Below are 16563 nucleotides of genomic sequence, written 5' to 3' on the forward strand. Positions count from 1 at the left end.
GTCGTTCAGCGGGTTTCCAGGATGATGAGGCCCGGGCTGAATACGCGGTGGGTGACGGAGCGACCGACCAGAGCCTGAATGCGGGCCAGTCGGCGCGCGATGTCTCGGGGCTCGAAGCCGGGGAACTTGCCGCGGGCGTACGCGTTGGCCACGCGGTGGCGAGGTGAGAGGGGGCGGGCCAGCGATTTGGTGGCTTCGACGGCGCGGCTGGCGAGCTCTTCGGCCAGGATCAGCGCGTCGGAGGGCGGGCGGTCCGGGTGCAGGCCCCGCTGGGCGTTGTGGAGGATCTCCAAAGTGAGGGGCATCGCCTCGGCGCGGAAGTTATGCAAAAGCGCCAGCGCGCGGGGATCGTCGGGCGCGGCAACCGGCGATGCGTCACGGTGCAAGGCGGGGTGAACGGCGGCCTTGCGAGGCTCGGGAGGGCGGCGAGTCAGCGAGGCGACCGCGTCGAGGACCTCGTCGATGTTGGCGCAGCGCTGTCCGAAGAGGTTGGGCAAGAAGAGGGGCTCGGTGCCGGCGAGCTCTCCGGGGTTGAAGTTGATGACGGGGCGACCGGCCAGGTGGGCTTCCAGGCCGGTGGTGCAGCCGTCGTGGATCACGCAGCGAGCGGCCAGCAGCCAGGGGGCCACCGAACCTTCGTGGAGCACATGTACATGGGGCAGCCCGGCGAAGATGCGCTCGTAGAGCGCCGGATCTTCGGAGGGGTGGGGACGCAGCACGATGGGCTGGTGGCGAAAACGAAGGCTGAGCTCGTGAACCAGGCGCACAAAACGGCTGAGCTGCTCGGTCTGGCGCGCCCAGCTCTCGATGGTGCGCCGGCGGCTGGCCGAGTTTTCGGGATCAAAGCCGTTGTAGGCGCTAAATACGAAGTCGCGGCCCATGCGGTTGTTGGTGCGCGCCAGGTTGGTGTTGATCAGGATGAAGTCGCCGTAGCGGTGGCGCTGGCGTGCGGTGTCGGCCTCAAAATAGGGGCGCCAGCGCGGCAGGTAGAGGTCAAAGCCGGGATGACCGGTGGTCTGGATATGCTCGGCCAGGTGGGGAGCGCGTGCGCGGTAGGTGTCGCGCTGGAAGTCGCCCCAGGTCAAAAGAAAGTCGTCGGCGGCCAGGTGGCGCGGATCGATGCGGCTGTGCAGGACCTCCCGCCAGCGCTCTTCGGTGCCCGGGTAGACCGCCCCCTCGGTGTCGAGGTGGATGAAGCGAAAGTTTCGTGATTTCAAAAGGTTATAGTCGTCAAGCCGGTCGGGGAAATGGGGGCGGATGGCGTTTTTGCCAAAATAGACGCCGTGGTCGAGCAGGCGGCACAGGCGCATCAGGGTCTCGTGCTGGCCGATGTAGATGCGGTTATGGGCGCGGGCGGCCTGCACCGCCATCGCCAGGCGAAAGTCGAGCTCGCGGTTGATGGTCTCGACCGGAAAAAGAACAGGAATGGGCGCGCTCATTTTAACCTCAGCTGGCGTGCTCCGGGCAGGCTGGAGGGCGGCATCTCGGCGGCCTGAACCATCTGCTGGAAGGTGGGGCAGCGGGCTGCCAGCTCGTCGTAGGTGCCCTGGTCGATGAGCCGGCCCTGATCGAGAACAAAGAGGCGATCGCAGTGGCGAACGGTGCTCAGGCGGTGGGCGATGATGATCAATGTGATGCGCCCGGAGAGGCGCTCAATGGCGCGGGTGATCTCGCGCTCGGTGGTGTTATCCAGGGCGCTGGTGGCCTCATCGAGCACCAGGAGGTCGGGGCGGCGGTAGAGGGCGCGGGCGATGCCTAAGCGTTGGCGTTGGCCTCCGGAGAGTCGCACCCCGCCTTCGCCGATCTCGGTGTCCAGGCCCCGGGGAAGCGCGGCGATGGTGCTGGCCAGGCGCGCGTCTTCAAGGGCGCGCCAGACCTCCTCGTCGTTGACGGTGTCGTCGGGCAGGCCGAAGGCGATGTTGCGGCGGATGGTGTCATCCATCAGGTAGACGGGCTGGGCGATGTAGCCAAGGCTGGCCTGCCAGCTGGCGAGCTCGGCGTGGATGTTCTGGCCGTCGACGAGGATCTGGCCCAGATCCGGGGGCAGCAGCCCCAGGATCAGGTCCACGCAGGTGGTCTTGCCGGCGCCGGAGGGGCCGACAAAGGCCACGGACTGGCCGCGCTCAATGCGCAGGTCGAGCTCGTGGAGCGAGGGAGTGGCGCTTTCGGGGTAGGTGTAGCTGACGTGGTGCAGACGAAGCTCGTGCTCCAGGGGACGCGGGTGCTGGCGAGCGTCGGCCAGCGCCCGGCGGTGGGTCTCGGCGTCGCCGGCTGCGGCGAGTTTTAGCGGGCTTTGCTCGACGGTGTTTTTGTTGGGAATGTCCGTGAAATCAACATCTTGCGCATGGGTTGTCGAGGGGGTGTGAGATTCGGAGCGGCGCACGCTCTCGGCCAACTCGCCGCTGCGAAGGGCTTCGAGGTCGGCGGCGATCACCTCCACGCTGGGGCGGAAGTGACGGATGCTGGTCAGCGCGGCGATGATGCGGGTCAAGGAGGGCATCATGCGCACGGCGGCCATGGCGAAGAGGCCCAGCACCGGCAGAATCTGGGTCAGCGGCTGACCGCGAGCGATGAGCAGGAGCACCACCAGGATCATGCCCCCCAGGCCCATGGTCTCGATGACGTGGCGGGGAATCTCTTTGATGAAGGAGTGAAAGCGCATCGCGCGGGCGTAGCGGGTGCTGTGCTCGGTGTAGGTGTCCAGGAAGAAGTCCTGCACGCCCAAAAGCTGGGCTTCTTTGACGCCGCCCAGGCCCTGGTTGACCCACTGGATCATCTGCCCGGCGTGGTGCTGCTGGGCTTTGCCGAGCACCGCCGACTTCTGGCGCACCCCGCGGTAGAAGCCGTAGCTCACCAGGCCAAAGCTGAGCATGGCCACCGGGGCAATGAAGGGCTCGACGGCGGCCAGCAGCAGCGCGATGACGCCGACGACCATCAGCTCCACGGCCAGGGTGAGCAGGGGGATGACCACGTGCACAAAGCTTAAGCGGACCTCTTCATTGACGTTGCGCAGAAGCTGGGCGCTGTTGCGATGCAAGTGGAAGGCGTAGGGGCTGTAGAGGTAGGCGCCAAAGAGACGGCGAGAGAGGCGGACCTGGTTGTCGAAGACGAAGCGAAATTTGAGGTGGTACATCAGACCCAGGACGAGGTTTTTGAGGGAAAAGGTCACTAAAAGGGCCAGGCCTGCGGCCATGACCACGCCGTTGGCGGTGCTGACGCCCAGGGTGTTGAGCAGCTCGGCGGCCAGCGGAATGTCATAGGCAGCGCTCGGGTCGTTGATCAGCGAGATAAAGGGCATGACGATGCCCACGCCCAGGGCCTCAAAGCCGGCACCGATGAGCATGAGCGCAAAGAGGCCGAGGAGCTCTCGGCGTTGACGAGGGTCGAAGAGCGACCAGATCTGTCGAAGCAGTGGCATGCGTCCCCCCACAGGGCCAGTTCGGGCAATGCAAAAGAAGTTAGGCACCGCCCGGGGGGGCGGGAAGAGAGGTGGGCGAGTTGGAAGGAGGAGGGATTTTTTGAGGGAGGGAGGCTTGCCGGGGAGCGTGGAAGTGCGCACTTTCAGGTGTGTCGCGGAGAGAGGTTTCTGATGGAATTGTCTTTGTAAAACAAGGGCTTATCTTCTCTGGGTGTGAGTCTTCGGGGTGTTCTGGCGAGCGGGGTGCCGGAAGCTAAGGGGCGATGACCTGAGGAGCCAAGCGTGGGGGGTGAAGGGGTGAGTCAACGCAGCCATATTGTGTATGTAAGCAGCGACGGGATGTTGGAGCCTCTGGGGACCTCTCAGGTGTTGCGCTATGTACGGGCGCTGGCCGGGCGCGGGGGGATGCGCTTTACGGTGGTGAGTCTGGAGAAGGGGGCCGACCGGGCGGAGCGTGACGGGGAGCGCGAGGAGGAGCTGGCGCGACTGCTGGCTGCCGAGGGCATTGGCTGGGAGCGGGGCGATTATGAAGCCGGTGGCGGACCGGCGGCGGCAGCCCGCAATGTGGCGCGGCTGCGGGGGTTGGTGCGCGAGGTCTGTGCGCGGGGCCCCATCGATCTGGTGCACGCCCGGAGTTACGTGGCCGCGGCGGTGGCTCGCAGCCTGGGGCTGACATACCTCTTTGATATACGCGGCTACTGGGTGGATGAGCGCCTGGAGCAGGGGCGCTGGTTTGATGGCGCGCTGCGCCTGAAACTGGCGCGGATCTGGGAGCGGGACCTCTACCAGAAGAGCGCGGCGGTGGTGAGCCTGACTGTGCAGGCCGCCGAGGAGATCAAGCGGGGAAGATTTGGGCCATGGCCTGAGGATCGGGAGGTGGAGGTGATCCCGACCTGTGTGGACTATGGCGAGTTTGGCCTGGGGGGGCCAGGCGACGCCGGGGTGGTGCCGGCGCCGGTGCGTGAGCGATTGCGCGGGGCGCTGGTCGTGGGCATGGTCGGGGCGATCAGTCAGGCGTACTGCGTGGAGGCCAGTGTGCGGCTCTTTGAGCAGGTGCTGGCGCGTCGCCCCGAGGCTCATCTGCTGTGTCTGACACGGCAGGCCCCGGCGTTGCTGGCAATTCTGGAGAAGGCGCGGCTGGATCCGTCGCGCTACACGATCACCAGTGCGCGCCATGATGAGATGGCCAGCTGGCTTTCGTTGATGGACTGGGGGTTGTTGTTGCGCAAGGAGGAGCCCTCGCACCGGGCGGCGATGCCCACCAAGCTGGCGGAGTTTTTCGCCAGCGGGGTGCGCCCGGTCCAGTGGGGGTGCAACCGGGAGGTGCGTCGCTGGGTGGAGCGGGCCCAGAGCGGGGTGGTGCTTGAGGATCTGAGCGAGGCGGAGCTGCGCCGGGCCGCCGACGTGATCGCCGCCTCGGAGCGCTGCATGCACACCGCGCTTAAGGCGCGCTGGATGACCCAGGCGCATTTCGACTTAAACGAGGGTGTCAGGCGTTACGCCAGGCTCTACGAGCGGCTTGTGGGGGAGCGTGAGCAGCTCCGGGTGCTTTTTTTGACCGAGGGCAAGACCGTGCCGGCCTCGCGCTACCGGGTCGAGCAGCTGATCCCGCATCTGGAGGCGCGGGGCATCCGCTGTGAGGTACGTGCGGCGTACGGGGAGGGGTATAACCGGCTGGGCGACGGCGGGGCGGCGCGGGTGATCAAGCTGGCGCAGAGTTTAAAGCGGGTGCCCTGGGCGCTCTCGGCGGCGGAGTATGATGTGGTGTTTTTGCAGCGTCTGGCGTTGCCATTCAGCGGGGCGCCGGAGGCGCTGGCCGCGGCGCGCAATCCGAGGGCGATCTTTGATGTGGATGACGCGATCTTTCGGGGACCGGACGGGGGCGAAGATCCGCGGGGAGCGCGGGCCTTTGAGCAGGCCTGTCGCTCGGTGGCGCATGTGATCTGCGGCAATGAGTATATCGGGGCCCATGTGCCGGCCGGAGTGCCCACGTCGGTGATTCCCACGGTGGTCGATACGCAGCGTTTTCGACCGCCGGCGCATCGTCCCCGCGGTCCGGTGGTGGTGGGTTGGATGGGGACGCGCTCGAATTTTAAGAGCCTGGAGTTGGCCGCGCCTCTCTTAAAGCGGCTGGTCGAGGAGCGCGAGGATGTGGTGGTGCGCCTGATCTCCAACGGGGAGTTTTTGCCACTCAAGGGGGTTGAGCGGGTGGAGCAACGGCCCTGGTCGGCACAGCGGGAGGTGGCCGAGCTTCAGGGGTTTGATGTGGGCATTATGCCGCTTCCGGAAAACGCGGTCACACGGGGCAAATGCGGCTTTAAGCTCTTGCTCTATATGGCCTGCGGAGTGCCGGTGGTGGCCTCGGCGGTGGGGGCGAATCGCACGATCCTGGAGGGAAGCCGCGCCGGGGTGCTGGCCGAGACGATGCGAGATTTTGAGACGGGATTGCGCGAACTGATCGACTCCTCTCAGCTGCGCGTGCGCATGGGGAGGCGAGGGCGCCGCCGAGTCGAAGAGCAGTATTCGGTGGAGGCGGTCATTGAGCGTTATGTGGCGATTTTTCAGGAGGTGGCCGGTCTGGAGGTATCGAGTGAGGCGGCCGGCGCATGGCTGCGGGCCGCCGGCGGGTGAGCCTGAGCACAGGCGAAGGCGCGGCGTTTGCCGGGGGGCGAAGTCAGCGACGCGTCGTGGCGTTGTAGGGGGTGCCGAGCATAGGGGGCGGGGGGATGGGAGTGGCCTGGTGATGTATGGCGCGATGGCAGGGATGGATGATGGGCGTAGTCAGGTGCCGCCGTCGGCGGTGCCTTCTGAGCGCGACGCGATCGGGCGTCGCGGTGGGTCTTGAGAGGAGGGGAGCATGAATGCGAACCACCTGTTGGTGACGGGAGGGGCGGGCTTTATCGGCGCGAACCTGGTGCGCTATCTGCGCCGGGAGCATCCGCAGACGCGGGTGAGCGTAGTCGATAAGCTGACCTACGCCGGCAACCGGCGCTACCTTGAGGAGCTCATTGCTCGACACGAGGTGCCGCTGATCGTCGCCGACATCGCCGACCGGGAGGCCATGGAGGGTCTCTTTGCCCGGTCGGACTTTGACGGGGTGATTCATCTGGCGGCGGAGTCGCACGTGGATCGCTCGATTCGGGGGCCGGCTGATTTTGTGCAGACCAATGTGGTGGGCTCCTTTGTGCTCCTGGAGAGCGCCCGGCGGGCCTGGGAGGAGCGAGGCATCAGGGGGCGCTTTCTGCATGTATCGACCGACGAGGTGTACGGAAGCCTCGGGCCCAGGGGGGCATTCAGCGAGCGCACTCCCTACGATCCCAGCAGTCCCTATTCGGCCACCAAGGCGTCGAGCGATCATCTGGCGCGAGCCTACCATCGCACCTACGGGATGGATGTCGTGATCACCAACTGCTCCAACAACTTCGGGCCTTTCCAGTACCCGGAGAAGTTGATCCCGGTGATCATTCGTCGGCTGCGCGATGGCCAGGAGGTGCCGGTTTACGGCGATGGACGTCATGTGCGGGACTGGCTTTTTGTCGAAGATCATTGCCGGGCGTTGAGCATGGCATTTGCTCAGGGAGAGTCCGGGCGAAGTTATAACGTGGGCGCGCATAATGAGTGGACGAACCTCGATCTGGTGTATGCGCTCGGCGATCTCGTCGATCGGCGTATGGGGCGTCCGGCGGGAACGGCACGGCAGATGGTGAGTTTTGTGCAGGATCGCCCCGGCCACGATCGGCGCTACGCGATCGACGCCACCCGTATCCGCAGCGAGTTGGGCTGGGAGCCGCGCTGGAGCTTTGAAGAGGCGCTCGCTCACACCGTGGACTGGTATCTGCGCCATATGGAGAGGATCTGGCCCGGGGGAGGGGGATTGTCAGCGGGCAGGCGCGTTTAAGTTCATCAGAGCGCATGGCGAGGCGAATCGGGCCGCGCGACGCTCCGTTTCATGACCAGACGTGACGAATTCAACGCTCGACAGGATGAGCGAAGCCGCGACATCAGGGGGGACTATGAGGGGAGTGGTTCTTGCGGGAGGGACGGGAAGCCGTCTCTTTCCGCTGACAAAAGTCACCAACAAACATCTCTTGCCGGTGGGGCGCCAGCCGATGCTGGTGCACCCGATCTTCAAGCTACGGGAAGCTGGCATCACGCAGGTGCTCATTGTCACGGGTACCGAACATATGGGCGATGTGGTGGGGCTTCTGGGGAGCGGCCGCGACTTTGGCTGCCAGTTTACCTACCGGGTTCAGGACGAGGCCGGAGGCATCGCCCAGGCGCTCTCCCTGGCCGAGAACTTTGCCGGCGGTGAGCCTGTCTGTGTGGTGCTGGGCGACAACATCTTTGAGGACAGCATCGCCGATGAGGCCAGGCGTTATCGTGAGCAGGGGGGCGGGGCGAGGATCTTGCTCAAAGAGGTGCCCGACCCGGAGCGCTACGGGGTGGCCCGTGTGGAGGGCGATCGCGTGGTGGAGATCCTGGAGAAGCCCCAGCGCCCGCCCGGCAATCTGGCCGTCACCGGGGTGTATTTCTTCGACGGGGAGGTCTACGACATCATCCGGGGGCAGCGCCCTTCGGCCCGCGGAGAGTATGAGATCACCGATGTGAATAACGCCTACATTGAGCGCGAGGCGCTGAGCTGGGGGCGGCTGCGAGGCTGGTGGACCGACGCTGGAACCTTTGCTTCGTACCATCAGGCCAACAGCTGGGTGATGGCCGCTGACCGGGAGCGCTTATGAGCCGTCAGGATGATCAGGAATCTCTCTCGAAGATCGTCGGTGTGGTGGTGCGACCGCTGAGCCGCCACCGCGATGGGCGGGGATGGCTGACCGAGCTCTGGCGTCATGATCAGCTTCCTCGCGAGTTCTGGCCGGCGATGACCTACCTCTCTCAGACCGAGGCCGGCGTGGCGCGGGGGCCTCATGAGCACGTCGACCAGGCCGACTACTTCTGTTTTATGGGACCGGGGACCTTCCGACTGCACCTGTGGGATAACCGCGTGCAATCCACAAGCTATGAGCGCTACGAGTCGTTTGAGCTTGGGGAGGAGCTTCCCGCCGCGGTGATCATTCCGCCGGGGGTGGTGCATGCCTATCAAAATATCAGCCGTGGACCGGGCTGGGTGATCAATTGTCCTAACCGGCTCTACCGCGGCGAAGGGTACGCTGAAGAGGTCGATGAGATTCGTCATGAGGACGATCCTCAATCCCCTTTTCAGCTCGGGAGAGCGCGCTAGTTTGAGGCGCTTCAGGGGGGCGCGCGCGCCGGGGGGAGCGCGCGCAACCTGACCGATACGCGTCGGGAGGCCACCCTGTCGGAGCGATCCGATGGGGCGGTCGCCCCGGCGCGTGTTCATCACCTACGATCATCATCGGGGGAGAAGATGCGGGCTGCGCGCTTTGTGATCTCGCTGGATCTGGAGCTTTACTGGGGCGTTCGCGATCACCGCCGTCTGGAAGATTATCGCGTGGCGCTTCTGGGGGTGCGTCGGGCGGTCCCGGCGATGCTCAAACTCTTTGAGGACTACGGGGTGATGGCCACCTGGGCCACTGTGGGCATGCTCTTCTGCGAGCATCGCGACGAGCTGCTCGCCAGCCTCCCCCGACGCATCCCGGCTTACCGAGACGCCTCGCTCTCGCCCTACCCGCATATTGCCTCCATTGGCAAAGACGAGGTCGAAGATCCCTTTCACTACGGGCTCTCCTTGATTCGTCTGATCGAAGCGAGTCCCGGGCAGGAGATCGCCTCGCATACCTTCTCGCACTACTACTGCTGTGAGCCCGGGCAGGATGCTGAGGACTTTGAGGCCGACCTGGAAGCGGCGGTGGCCGTGGCTGCCAGGCGTGGGATGCGCTTGACCAGCCTGGTGTTTCCGAGAAATCAGGTGCGGCGAAGTTACCTGGATATCTGCCGAAACCTGGGGCTGGAGGTCTACCGGGGAAATCCTCCCGGGTGGCTTTATCAGGCGCACGCCCGCGCCCGAAATACCGGGGTGCGCCGGGCCGCGCGTCTGCTCGATAGCCTCACGCCCCTGACCGGGGCGCGCTGCATCTCGGCGGTCTCTCCGCTGGTGCGTCAGCCGGTGAATGTGGCCGCAACGCGCTTTTTGCGGCCGCTGGCCACGCGAAGTCCCTGGCTTGCACGCCGGCAGCGCGCGCGCATCTGCCGGGAGATCGATGAAGCAGTGCGATGCGGAGGCGTCTATCACCTCTGGTGGCATCCCCATAACTTCGGGGTGGGTCTGGAGGCCCATCTCTCGGAACTTCAGTACATTCTTGACCACATGGCGCGTTGGCGCGAGGCCGGGCGTATGGTCACCGCGACCATGGCCGACGTGGCGCGCCAGGGCCTGGGCTATCAGGAGGGACCATGGGTAAGCCCCGCGTTGTGATGTTGGCCGGTCCGGGCGATGTGACGCCGATGCTCTACCACGAACTGAGCGCGCGTTTTGAAGCCCTGCCCGTCATCATGGAAAGCCCGATGTCACGGGTCGACTTTTTGCGTCGTCGTGCGCGCCGGATGGGATGGCTGAAAGTCGGCCACCAGAGCCTCTTTCAGGCCGCGGTAGCTCCTGCTTTGAGACGCCGTGGTCGCCGGCGCATCGAGGAGCTCTTGCGTTCCCACGAACTGCGCCGAGATCCGATTCCACAAGCTCAGCTCATCGCCGTGCCTTCGGTGAACTCCGAGGAGGCCCGCGCCGCGTTGCGTGAGCTTGAGCCCGAGGTGGTGGTGATCAGCGCCACACGCATCGTCAGCAAAGCGACGCTGGGCTGTGTCGAGGCGCCCTTTATCAACCTTCACACCGGTATCACACCCTATTATCGCGGGGTCCACGGAGGGTACTGGGCGCTGCATCAGGGCGAGCCTGAGCGCTTCGGGGTGACGGTCCACCTGGTGGATGCGGGCATTGATACCGGGGCGATTCTGGCGCAGCGGGTGATCGAGCCTTCGAGTGAAGACAACTTCGCGACCTACCCCTATCTGCAGTTCGCCCACGGGGTGCCCATGGTCGGGGGGGCAGTTGAGGGGGTGCTTAGCGGGGAGCAGCCGCGCTGGCGCGCGCCTGCTGTGAGCGGCGGGCTGTGGTCGCACCCCACGGTGCTCTCGTATCTGCGTGGCCGCCGACGCGGCGTGCGCTGAGCATGGGGGAGGGGAGTGCGGCCGGGGTGTTTGATGTATGTGGATTCATGTGGTTGATTTTAAAGAGAAAAACCGACGCCTTGCGGCGTCGGTTTTTTTATTGCTCGATGTGAGCTGGGTCGAGGCGCGGCTCTACCTTCTCAGCGTCCGTAGTACTCGCGGTACCAGGCGACAAAGTTGGCGATACCCTCTTCGATGGGGGTGTCGGGCTTGAAGCCCACGTCGTTGATGAGGTCTTCGACGTCGGCGTAGGTGGCCTGAACATCGCCGGGTTGCATGGGTAAGAATTCTTTTTGAGCTTCTTGCCCCAGGCAGTCCTCCAGCGCCCCGATCATGTCCATGAGCTGCACCGGGTTGTTGTTGCCGATGTTGTAGATGCGGTAGGGCGCGGCGCTGGTGCCCGGGTCGGGTTCATCGCCCGACCAGCTGGCGTTGGGTTCGGCAACACGGTCGGTCACGCGCACCACGCCTTCGATGATGTCATCGATGTAGGTGAAGTCGCGTTGCATATCACCCTTGTTGAAGACCTTGATGGGGCGGCCTTTGAGGATGGCGTCGGTAAAGAGAAAGAGCGCCATATCGGGTCGGCCCCAGGGGCCGTAGACCGTGAAGAAGCGCAGCCCGGTGGTCGGCAGCCCGTAGAGGTGGCTGTAGGTATGGGCCATCAGCTCGTTGGCTTTTTTGGTGGCTGCGTAGAGGCTGACCGGGTGGTCGATATTATCGTGAATGGAGAAGGGCAAGGAGGTGTTGGCGCCGTAGACTGAGCTCGACGAGGCGTAGACCAGGTGCGGGGTTTGCTGATGCCGACAACCCTCCAGGATGTTGGTGAACGCCACGATATTGGAGTCGATGTAGGCGTGCGGGTTCTCCAGCGAGTAGCGCACACCGGCCTGGGCGGCCAGGTGCACCACCCGGTCGAAGTCATGGGCTTTAAAGAGGGCGGCGACGCCCTGACGATCAGCCAGCTCAAGTTTCTCGAAGCTGAAGTTCGGGTTGGTCTGCAGCCGCTCCAGGCGCGCCAGCTTGAGGTTGGGATCGTAATAATCGTTGATGTTGTCGACGCCGACCACAGAGTCGCCGCGCGCGAGCAGGCGCGTGGCGAGGTGGGAGCCGATGAATCCGGCAGCGCCGGTGACCAGGATCTTCATAGAGAGCTCGTCGGGTCGAAGAGGTGAGACTTCTGAGAATAATGAGGATTAGAGGCGAGCGTCGGAGTCGCCGGTGGGCAGGACATATTTGATGTCGTAGACCACCGCGCCTTCTTTGCCGAGGGCGCGAATCTGCTCGGCGCCCATCTCGCGGAACTCGTCATGGGCCACGGCCAGGATGATGGCGTCGTAGTGGCCCGGCTTCGGCTCTTTGATGGGGTCGATGCCGTACTCGTGGCGGGCTTCTTCGGCGTCAACCCAGGGATCGTAGACGTGCACGCGGGCGTGGTAGGTCTCCAACTCACGGATGATGTCGATCACGCGGGTGTTGCGCAGGTCCGGGCAGTTCTCTTTGAAGGTCAGTCCCATCACCAGCACGTTGCTGTCGACGACCTGAAGTCGACGCTGGGTCATGAGCTTGGCGACCTGGTGGGCGATGTGGCTGCCCATGGAGTCGTTGAGTCGCCGGCCGGCCAGGATCATCTCGGGGTTGTAGCCGATCGCCTGGGCTTTATGCGTCAGGTAGTAGGGGTCGACGCCGATGCAGTGACCCCCGACAAGGCCTGGGCGGAAGGGCAAAAAGTTCCATTTGGTGCCGGCTGCCAGGAGCACCTCTTCGGTGTCGATGCCCAGGCGGTTGAAGATCAAGGCCAGCTCGTTGATCAGCGCGATGTTGACGTCGCGCTGGGTGTTCTCGATGACCTTGGCCGCTTCGGCCACCTTGACCGAGCTTGCCTTATGGGTGCCGGCGGTGATGACGGAGCGGTAGAGCGCGTCGACAAAGTCGGCCGCCTCGGGGGTAGAGCCGCTGGTGACTTTGACGATGGTGGTCAGGCGATGCTGCTTATCGCCCGGGTTGATGCGTTCGGGGCTGTAGCCCACGAAGAAGTCCTGATTAAAGCGCAGCCCACTGGTCTCTTCGAGCAGCGGCACGCAGACCTCTTCGGTGGCCCCCGGGTAGACGGTGGATTCGTAGATGACCACATCGCCCTTGTTGAGCACCGCACCGACCGCGCGGCTGGCGCTCTCCAGGGGGCTTAAGTCGGGGCGCTTATGCTCGTCAATGGGCGTGGGTACGGTGACCACGTAGACGTTGCAATCGGCGATGTCGTTGAGCTCGGTGGTGTAGCGCAGGCGTTGTGCGCTGACCAGATCGTCGGGCTCAACCTCCCGGGTGCTATCTCTGCCTTCGCGCAGTTCGTTGACGCGGCGAGGGTTGATGTCGAAGCCGACGGTGTCAAAGCGCCGCCCGAACTCCACGGCCAGCGGCAGGCCGACGTAGCCGAGCCCGACGATGGCAATCTGAGCGGTGTCGAGGGTGGGGGTGCCCATGAGGTCTCCTGCGAAGACGAAGGTTAGCGAGGTTGGGAGCCCGGACGAGGGTCCAGGGCAAGAATGGTCGCCGGATCGCGATTCTCACTGCTGCGGCCGATGGCATCATAATAGAAACCGGCGGCGCGCATCTGGTGCGGATCGTATTGATTTCGGCCGTCAAAGACGACTTTATGGCGCATCAGCCGGGCCATAGCTCCAAGATCGGGATGGCGGAAAGGTTTCCACTCGGTGACCAAAATCAAGGCGTCGACTCCTTCTAACGCGGCATACTGGTGTTCGGCCAGCATAAGATGCTGACGATCAAACCACTCCTGCGGGAAGTGCTCGCGGGCAGCTTCCATAGCCACCGGATCGTAGGCCTGAATGCGCGCACCGCGCGCGATGAGATGCTCGAGCAGGATGCGAGAGGGGGCTTCGCGAAGATCGTCGGTGCCCGGCTTAAATGCCAATCCCCAGAGACCGAAGCTCAACGCGCTTAAGTCCTCACCGTAGCGAGCGATGATCTTCTGCGCCAGCCGTTCCTTTTGAACCTGGTTGCGTCGCTCCACTGCGTCGAGGATCCCCGGCTCGATTCCCCGGTCGCGGGCCATATGGCAAAGGGCGCGCACGTCTTTGGGAAAGCAGGAGCCCCCGTAGCCGCAGCCCGGGTAGATGAAGTGGTAGCCGATGCGTTCATCGGAGCCGATGCCCAGGCGTACATTTTCCACATCCACCCCGAGCGCTTCACAGAGATGGGCGACCTCGTTCATAAAGGAGATCTTGGTCGCAAGCATGGCGTTGGCAGCGTATTTGGTCATCTCAGCGTCGCGCGTGCCCATAAAGAGCAAGCGCTGGTGATTGCGGTTAAAGGGGGCGTAGAGTTCGGCCAGGCGCTCGCGGGCATGCTCATCTTCGGTGCCGATGATGATGCGGTCGGGCTTCATAAAGTCGTCGATCGCCGCGCCTTCTTTCAAAAACTCCGGGTTGGAGACGACGACCACGCGATGGTCGACACCGCGATGCGCCAGATGATGCTCAATGGTCTCCTGGACCATGCGAGCGGTGCCCACCGGCACTGTCGATTTATCGACGACGATGGCGTCGCGCTTCAGGTGCTCGCCGAGCTGGCGGGCAACCTCCAGCACGTGCTGCAGATCGGCCGAGCCATCCTGGTCGGGCGGGGTGCCCACGGCGATGAAGAACACCTCGTCGGACTCCGAGGTTTCGGATAACGAGGTGGAGAATGTCAGTCGTTTTTGGGCGATGTTACGCTGGAGGAGCTCGTCGAGTCCGGGCTCAAAGATGGGGCTTTTGCCCTGACGAAGTTGCGCTACTTTGCGGGCATCGACGTCGATGCAGGTCACCTGATGGCCCATCTCAGCAAAACAGGTTCCGGTGACCAGCCCGACATAACCGGTGCCGATGATCGTGAGGTTCATGGTCTCTCCTGGGGAGGGCGTGGAGCCCCCGGTGAGGGGGCAGCCGGAGCATGGGGATCACCGAGGTCAGGAGCGACGGTGATCACGAGCAACAAGGGGCTCAGCGCGCGGCGCGAAGGCGAGGAAGCTCAAGAACCGTCGCGTCGGTATGCGGGCTCTGGTAGTCGGGGATCAGGTCGGCAAGTAACGCACGGACCCCGGAGTGATCGCCGCGATCGGCAGCTGCCAGAAGCTCGTGGTAGAGCGCGTCGAAGTGTTCGGGAGGCCCGCTGGATGTTTTGCCCACAAAGATCTGGGCGTGTTCGGTTCGATCGACGTCTTCCTCGTCGAGGGTCAGCTCCTCGAAAAGTTTTTCGCCGGGGCGAATACCGGTGAACACGATCGGAATCATGGCTTCATTGGCACCCGAGAGCCGGATCATATCGCGGGCCAGATCGGCGATGCGCACCGGTCGGCCCATATCGAGGATAAAAAGGCTGGCCTGGCTCTCGAAGCTGGCGGCCTGCAAGACCAGCTGCACCGCCTCGGGGATCGTCATGAAGTAGCGGGTCATCTCGGGGTGGGTCACCGTGACCGGACCGCCGCGGCGGATCTGATCGCGGAAGATAGGCACCACCGAACCGTTGGAGCCGAGCACGTTGCCAAAGCGCACCGCGCAAAATCGTGTATCCGGATGCTCCTGGCCCAGGCGCGCCACGATCCACTCGGTGACGCGCTTGGTCGCGCCCATCACGCTGGTGGGGTTGACCGCCTTGTCGGTGGAGATGAGGACGAAGGTCGACACGCCCATCTCCGCGCTGAGGCGAGCGACGATTTCGGTGCCGCGCACGTTGTTTTTGACGGCTTCAGCCGGGCTTTGCTCCATCAGCGGCACATGTTTGTACGCCGCGGCATGAAGCACCACCTGGGGGCGATGCGTCTCAAAGATCGCGCGCATCCGCCCTGCATCGGCCACGCTGGCGACGCAAGGCACGACGGGGCGATCGTCGTTCGGGTTGAGCTCGCGGTGGATCTCAAAGAGAGGGGTCTCCGCCTGTTCCACCAACACCAGGGTGGAGGGCGAGAACCCGGCGATCTGCCGGCAGAGCTCGCTGCCGATCGAGCCCCCGGCACCGGTGACCAGCACGCGTCGATCTTTGAGAAAGCCAGCCAGCGATTCCAGATCAAGCTCCACCGGGTCGCGGCGTAGCAGGTCGGCGATGGAGACCTCACGCAGGCGATCGAGTGAGATCTCCTGATGCAGCATCGCCTCAACCGCTGGCAAAATGCGGGTGTGAACGCCGAGTGGAGCGGCAAGCTCAATGACCCGTCTCACCTGATGCTGCTCTTCGGGCGGAAGCGCGATGATGATCTCCTCAATATCGTGGCGCTCCACCAGCTGTGCGATACGATCGAGAGGCCCTTCCACCGGGATGCCGTGGAGGCGAAGCCCCCGCTTATAGGGGTCGTCGTCCACAAAGAGCAGCGGGCGCAGGCGCAGGTTGGGGCTGCGGTTGATCTCGCGCACCATCAGATCGCCGGCATCGCCCGCTCCTACGATCATCAGATTGCGCGCTCGCCGTGGAGTGGCGCTCAACGCCATTGCCTCGCGCACCAGGCGCAACGCGCCGCGTACCCCGCCCAGAAGAACCAGACTCAGCGTAAAGTCGAGCAGGTAGATCGAGCGCGGAAAGCTCTCCGGGCGTAGCACCAGCGTGTTAATCGCCATAAAGATCAACGCCGAGATCGCCAGCGCGTACGCCAGCGAGATGATGTCGTAGAGGCTGACGTACTTCCACCATCCCTGGAACATCTTGAGGTAGGCAAAGACGATCGTCTTCACCCCCAGCAAAACGAGCAGCCCGCCGCCCAGCGTGGGCAGGTATTCAGCGGGGATACGAAGATCGAAGCGAAAGAGAAATGACCCCAGATAGGCCGCCGAGAAGAAGGCCAGGTGGGCCAGCGCCAGGATTGCGCTGCGCCAGCCGGCTGGCAGTCGACTCAGAGGTTCCATCCACCGCGACAGCGTGTTCATCGCCATAAGCGATGCTCCCATGCGCTGGCCGAGACAGCCTGGCCCAGAGGCGCGTTGCGGCGCGTTACTGCCCGACATCCGGCAGGTTCG

The 16563-nt window shown here is 64.2% G+C and carries 12 protein-coding genes; 6 read left to right on the forward strand and 6 right to left on the reverse strand.

The genetic code is table 11. The features are described 5' to 3' along the window. Positions 1-5: 5 nt before the first annotated feature. Complete coding sequence (locus EA187_RS17550) at positions 6-1439, reverse strand: surface carbohydrate biosynthesis protein (protein WP_127781097.1); 1434 nt, start codon at positions 1437-1439, stop codon at positions 6-8. Next, a complete protein-coding gene (locus EA187_RS17555) occupies positions 1436-3418 on the reverse strand; it encodes an ABC transporter ATP-binding protein (RefSeq protein ID WP_127781098.1) in 1983 nt (660 codons plus the stop codon). Before EA187_RS17555 ends, EA187_RS17550 begins: the two co-directional genes overlap by 4 nt. A gap of 297 nt (positions 3419-3715) precedes the next feature. Between EA187_RS17555 and EA187_RS17560 the strand changes: the two genes are divergently transcribed. The 6 genes from EA187_RS17560 (at position 3716) to EA187_RS17585 (ending at position 10558) form a co-directional block, all read left to right on the forward strand. Next, on the forward strand, positions 3716-6049 hold the full coding sequence (locus EA187_RS17560) for a glycosyltransferase (RefSeq protein WP_127781099.1): 2334 nt from the start codon (positions 3716-3718) through the stop codon (positions 6047-6049). Positions 6050-6275: 226 nt separating this feature from the next. Further along, on the forward strand, positions 6276-7316 hold the full coding sequence (rfbB, locus tag EA187_RS17565) for a dTDP-glucose 4,6-dehydratase (RefSeq protein ID WP_127781100.1): 1041 nt from the start codon (positions 6276-6278) through the stop codon (positions 7314-7316). Between the two features lie 115 nt (positions 7317-7431). Beyond that, positions 7432-8157: a sugar phosphate nucleotidyltransferase gene (locus EA187_RS17570; protein WP_127781101.1), complete on the forward strand. Its 726-nt coding sequence runs from the start codon at positions 7432-7434 to the stop codon at positions 8155-8157. After that, the gene (locus tag EA187_RS17575; RefSeq protein ID WP_127781102.1) at positions 8154-8654 is read left to right on the forward strand and encodes a dTDP-4-dehydrorhamnose 3,5-epimerase family protein; all 501 of its coding nucleotides are present in this window, start codon (positions 8154-8156) and stop codon (positions 8652-8654) included. Before EA187_RS17570 ends, EA187_RS17575 begins: the two co-directional genes overlap by 4 nt. A 147-nt stretch (positions 8655-8801) precedes the next feature. Continuing rightward, positions 8802-9809 (forward strand): polysaccharide deacetylase family protein, encoded by a 1008-nt coding sequence (locus EA187_RS17580; protein WP_127781103.1) that lies wholly within the window; start codon positions 8802-8804, stop codon positions 9807-9809. Then, positions 9788-10558, forward strand: coding sequence for a formyl transferase (locus tag EA187_RS17585; RefSeq protein WP_115607460.1), 771 nt, complete (start codon positions 9788-9790; stop codon positions 10556-10558). Before EA187_RS17580 ends, EA187_RS17585 begins: the two co-directional genes overlap by 22 nt. Before the next feature lie 140 nt (positions 10559-10698). Here EA187_RS17585 and EA187_RS17590 read toward each other — a convergent pair whose 3' ends face one another. The 4 genes from EA187_RS17590 to EA187_RS17605 all read right to left on the reverse strand — a co-directional run bounded on the left by EA187_RS17590 (position 10699) and on the right by EA187_RS17605 (position 16479). After that, the gene (locus tag EA187_RS17590; RefSeq protein ID WP_127781104.1) at positions 10699-11706 is read right to left on the reverse strand and encodes an NAD-dependent epimerase; all 1008 of its coding nucleotides are present in this window, start codon (positions 11704-11706) and stop codon (positions 10699-10701) included. 48 nt (positions 11707-11754) lie between these two features. Next, positions 11755-13038 carry a Vi polysaccharide biosynthesis UDP-N-acetylglucosamine C-6 dehydrogenase TviB gene (gene tviB / locus EA187_RS17595; protein WP_115607457.1) on the reverse strand — a complete coding sequence of 428 codons (1284 nt, stop codon included), beginning with the start codon at positions 13036-13038 and terminating at the stop codon, positions 11755-11757. Positions 13039-13061: 23 nt separating this feature from the next. After that, positions 13062-14459, reverse strand: a complete 1398-nt coding sequence (locus tag EA187_RS17600) for a UDP-glucose dehydrogenase family protein (protein WP_127781105.1) — start codon at positions 14457-14459, stop codon at positions 13062-13064. Between the two features lie 100 nt (positions 14460-14559). Beyond that, positions 14560-16479, reverse strand: coding sequence for a polysaccharide biosynthesis protein (locus tag EA187_RS17605; RefSeq protein ID WP_164856374.1), 1920 nt, complete (start codon positions 16477-16479; stop codon positions 14560-14562). Between the last annotated feature and the right edge of the window lie 84 nt (positions 16480-16563).

The sequence above is a fragment of the Lujinxingia sediminis genome (assembly GCF_004005565.1).
In the GTDB taxonomy this organism is placed as follows: domain Bacteria; phylum Myxococcota_A; class Bradymonadia; order Bradymonadales; family Bradymonadaceae; genus Lujinxingia; species Lujinxingia sediminis.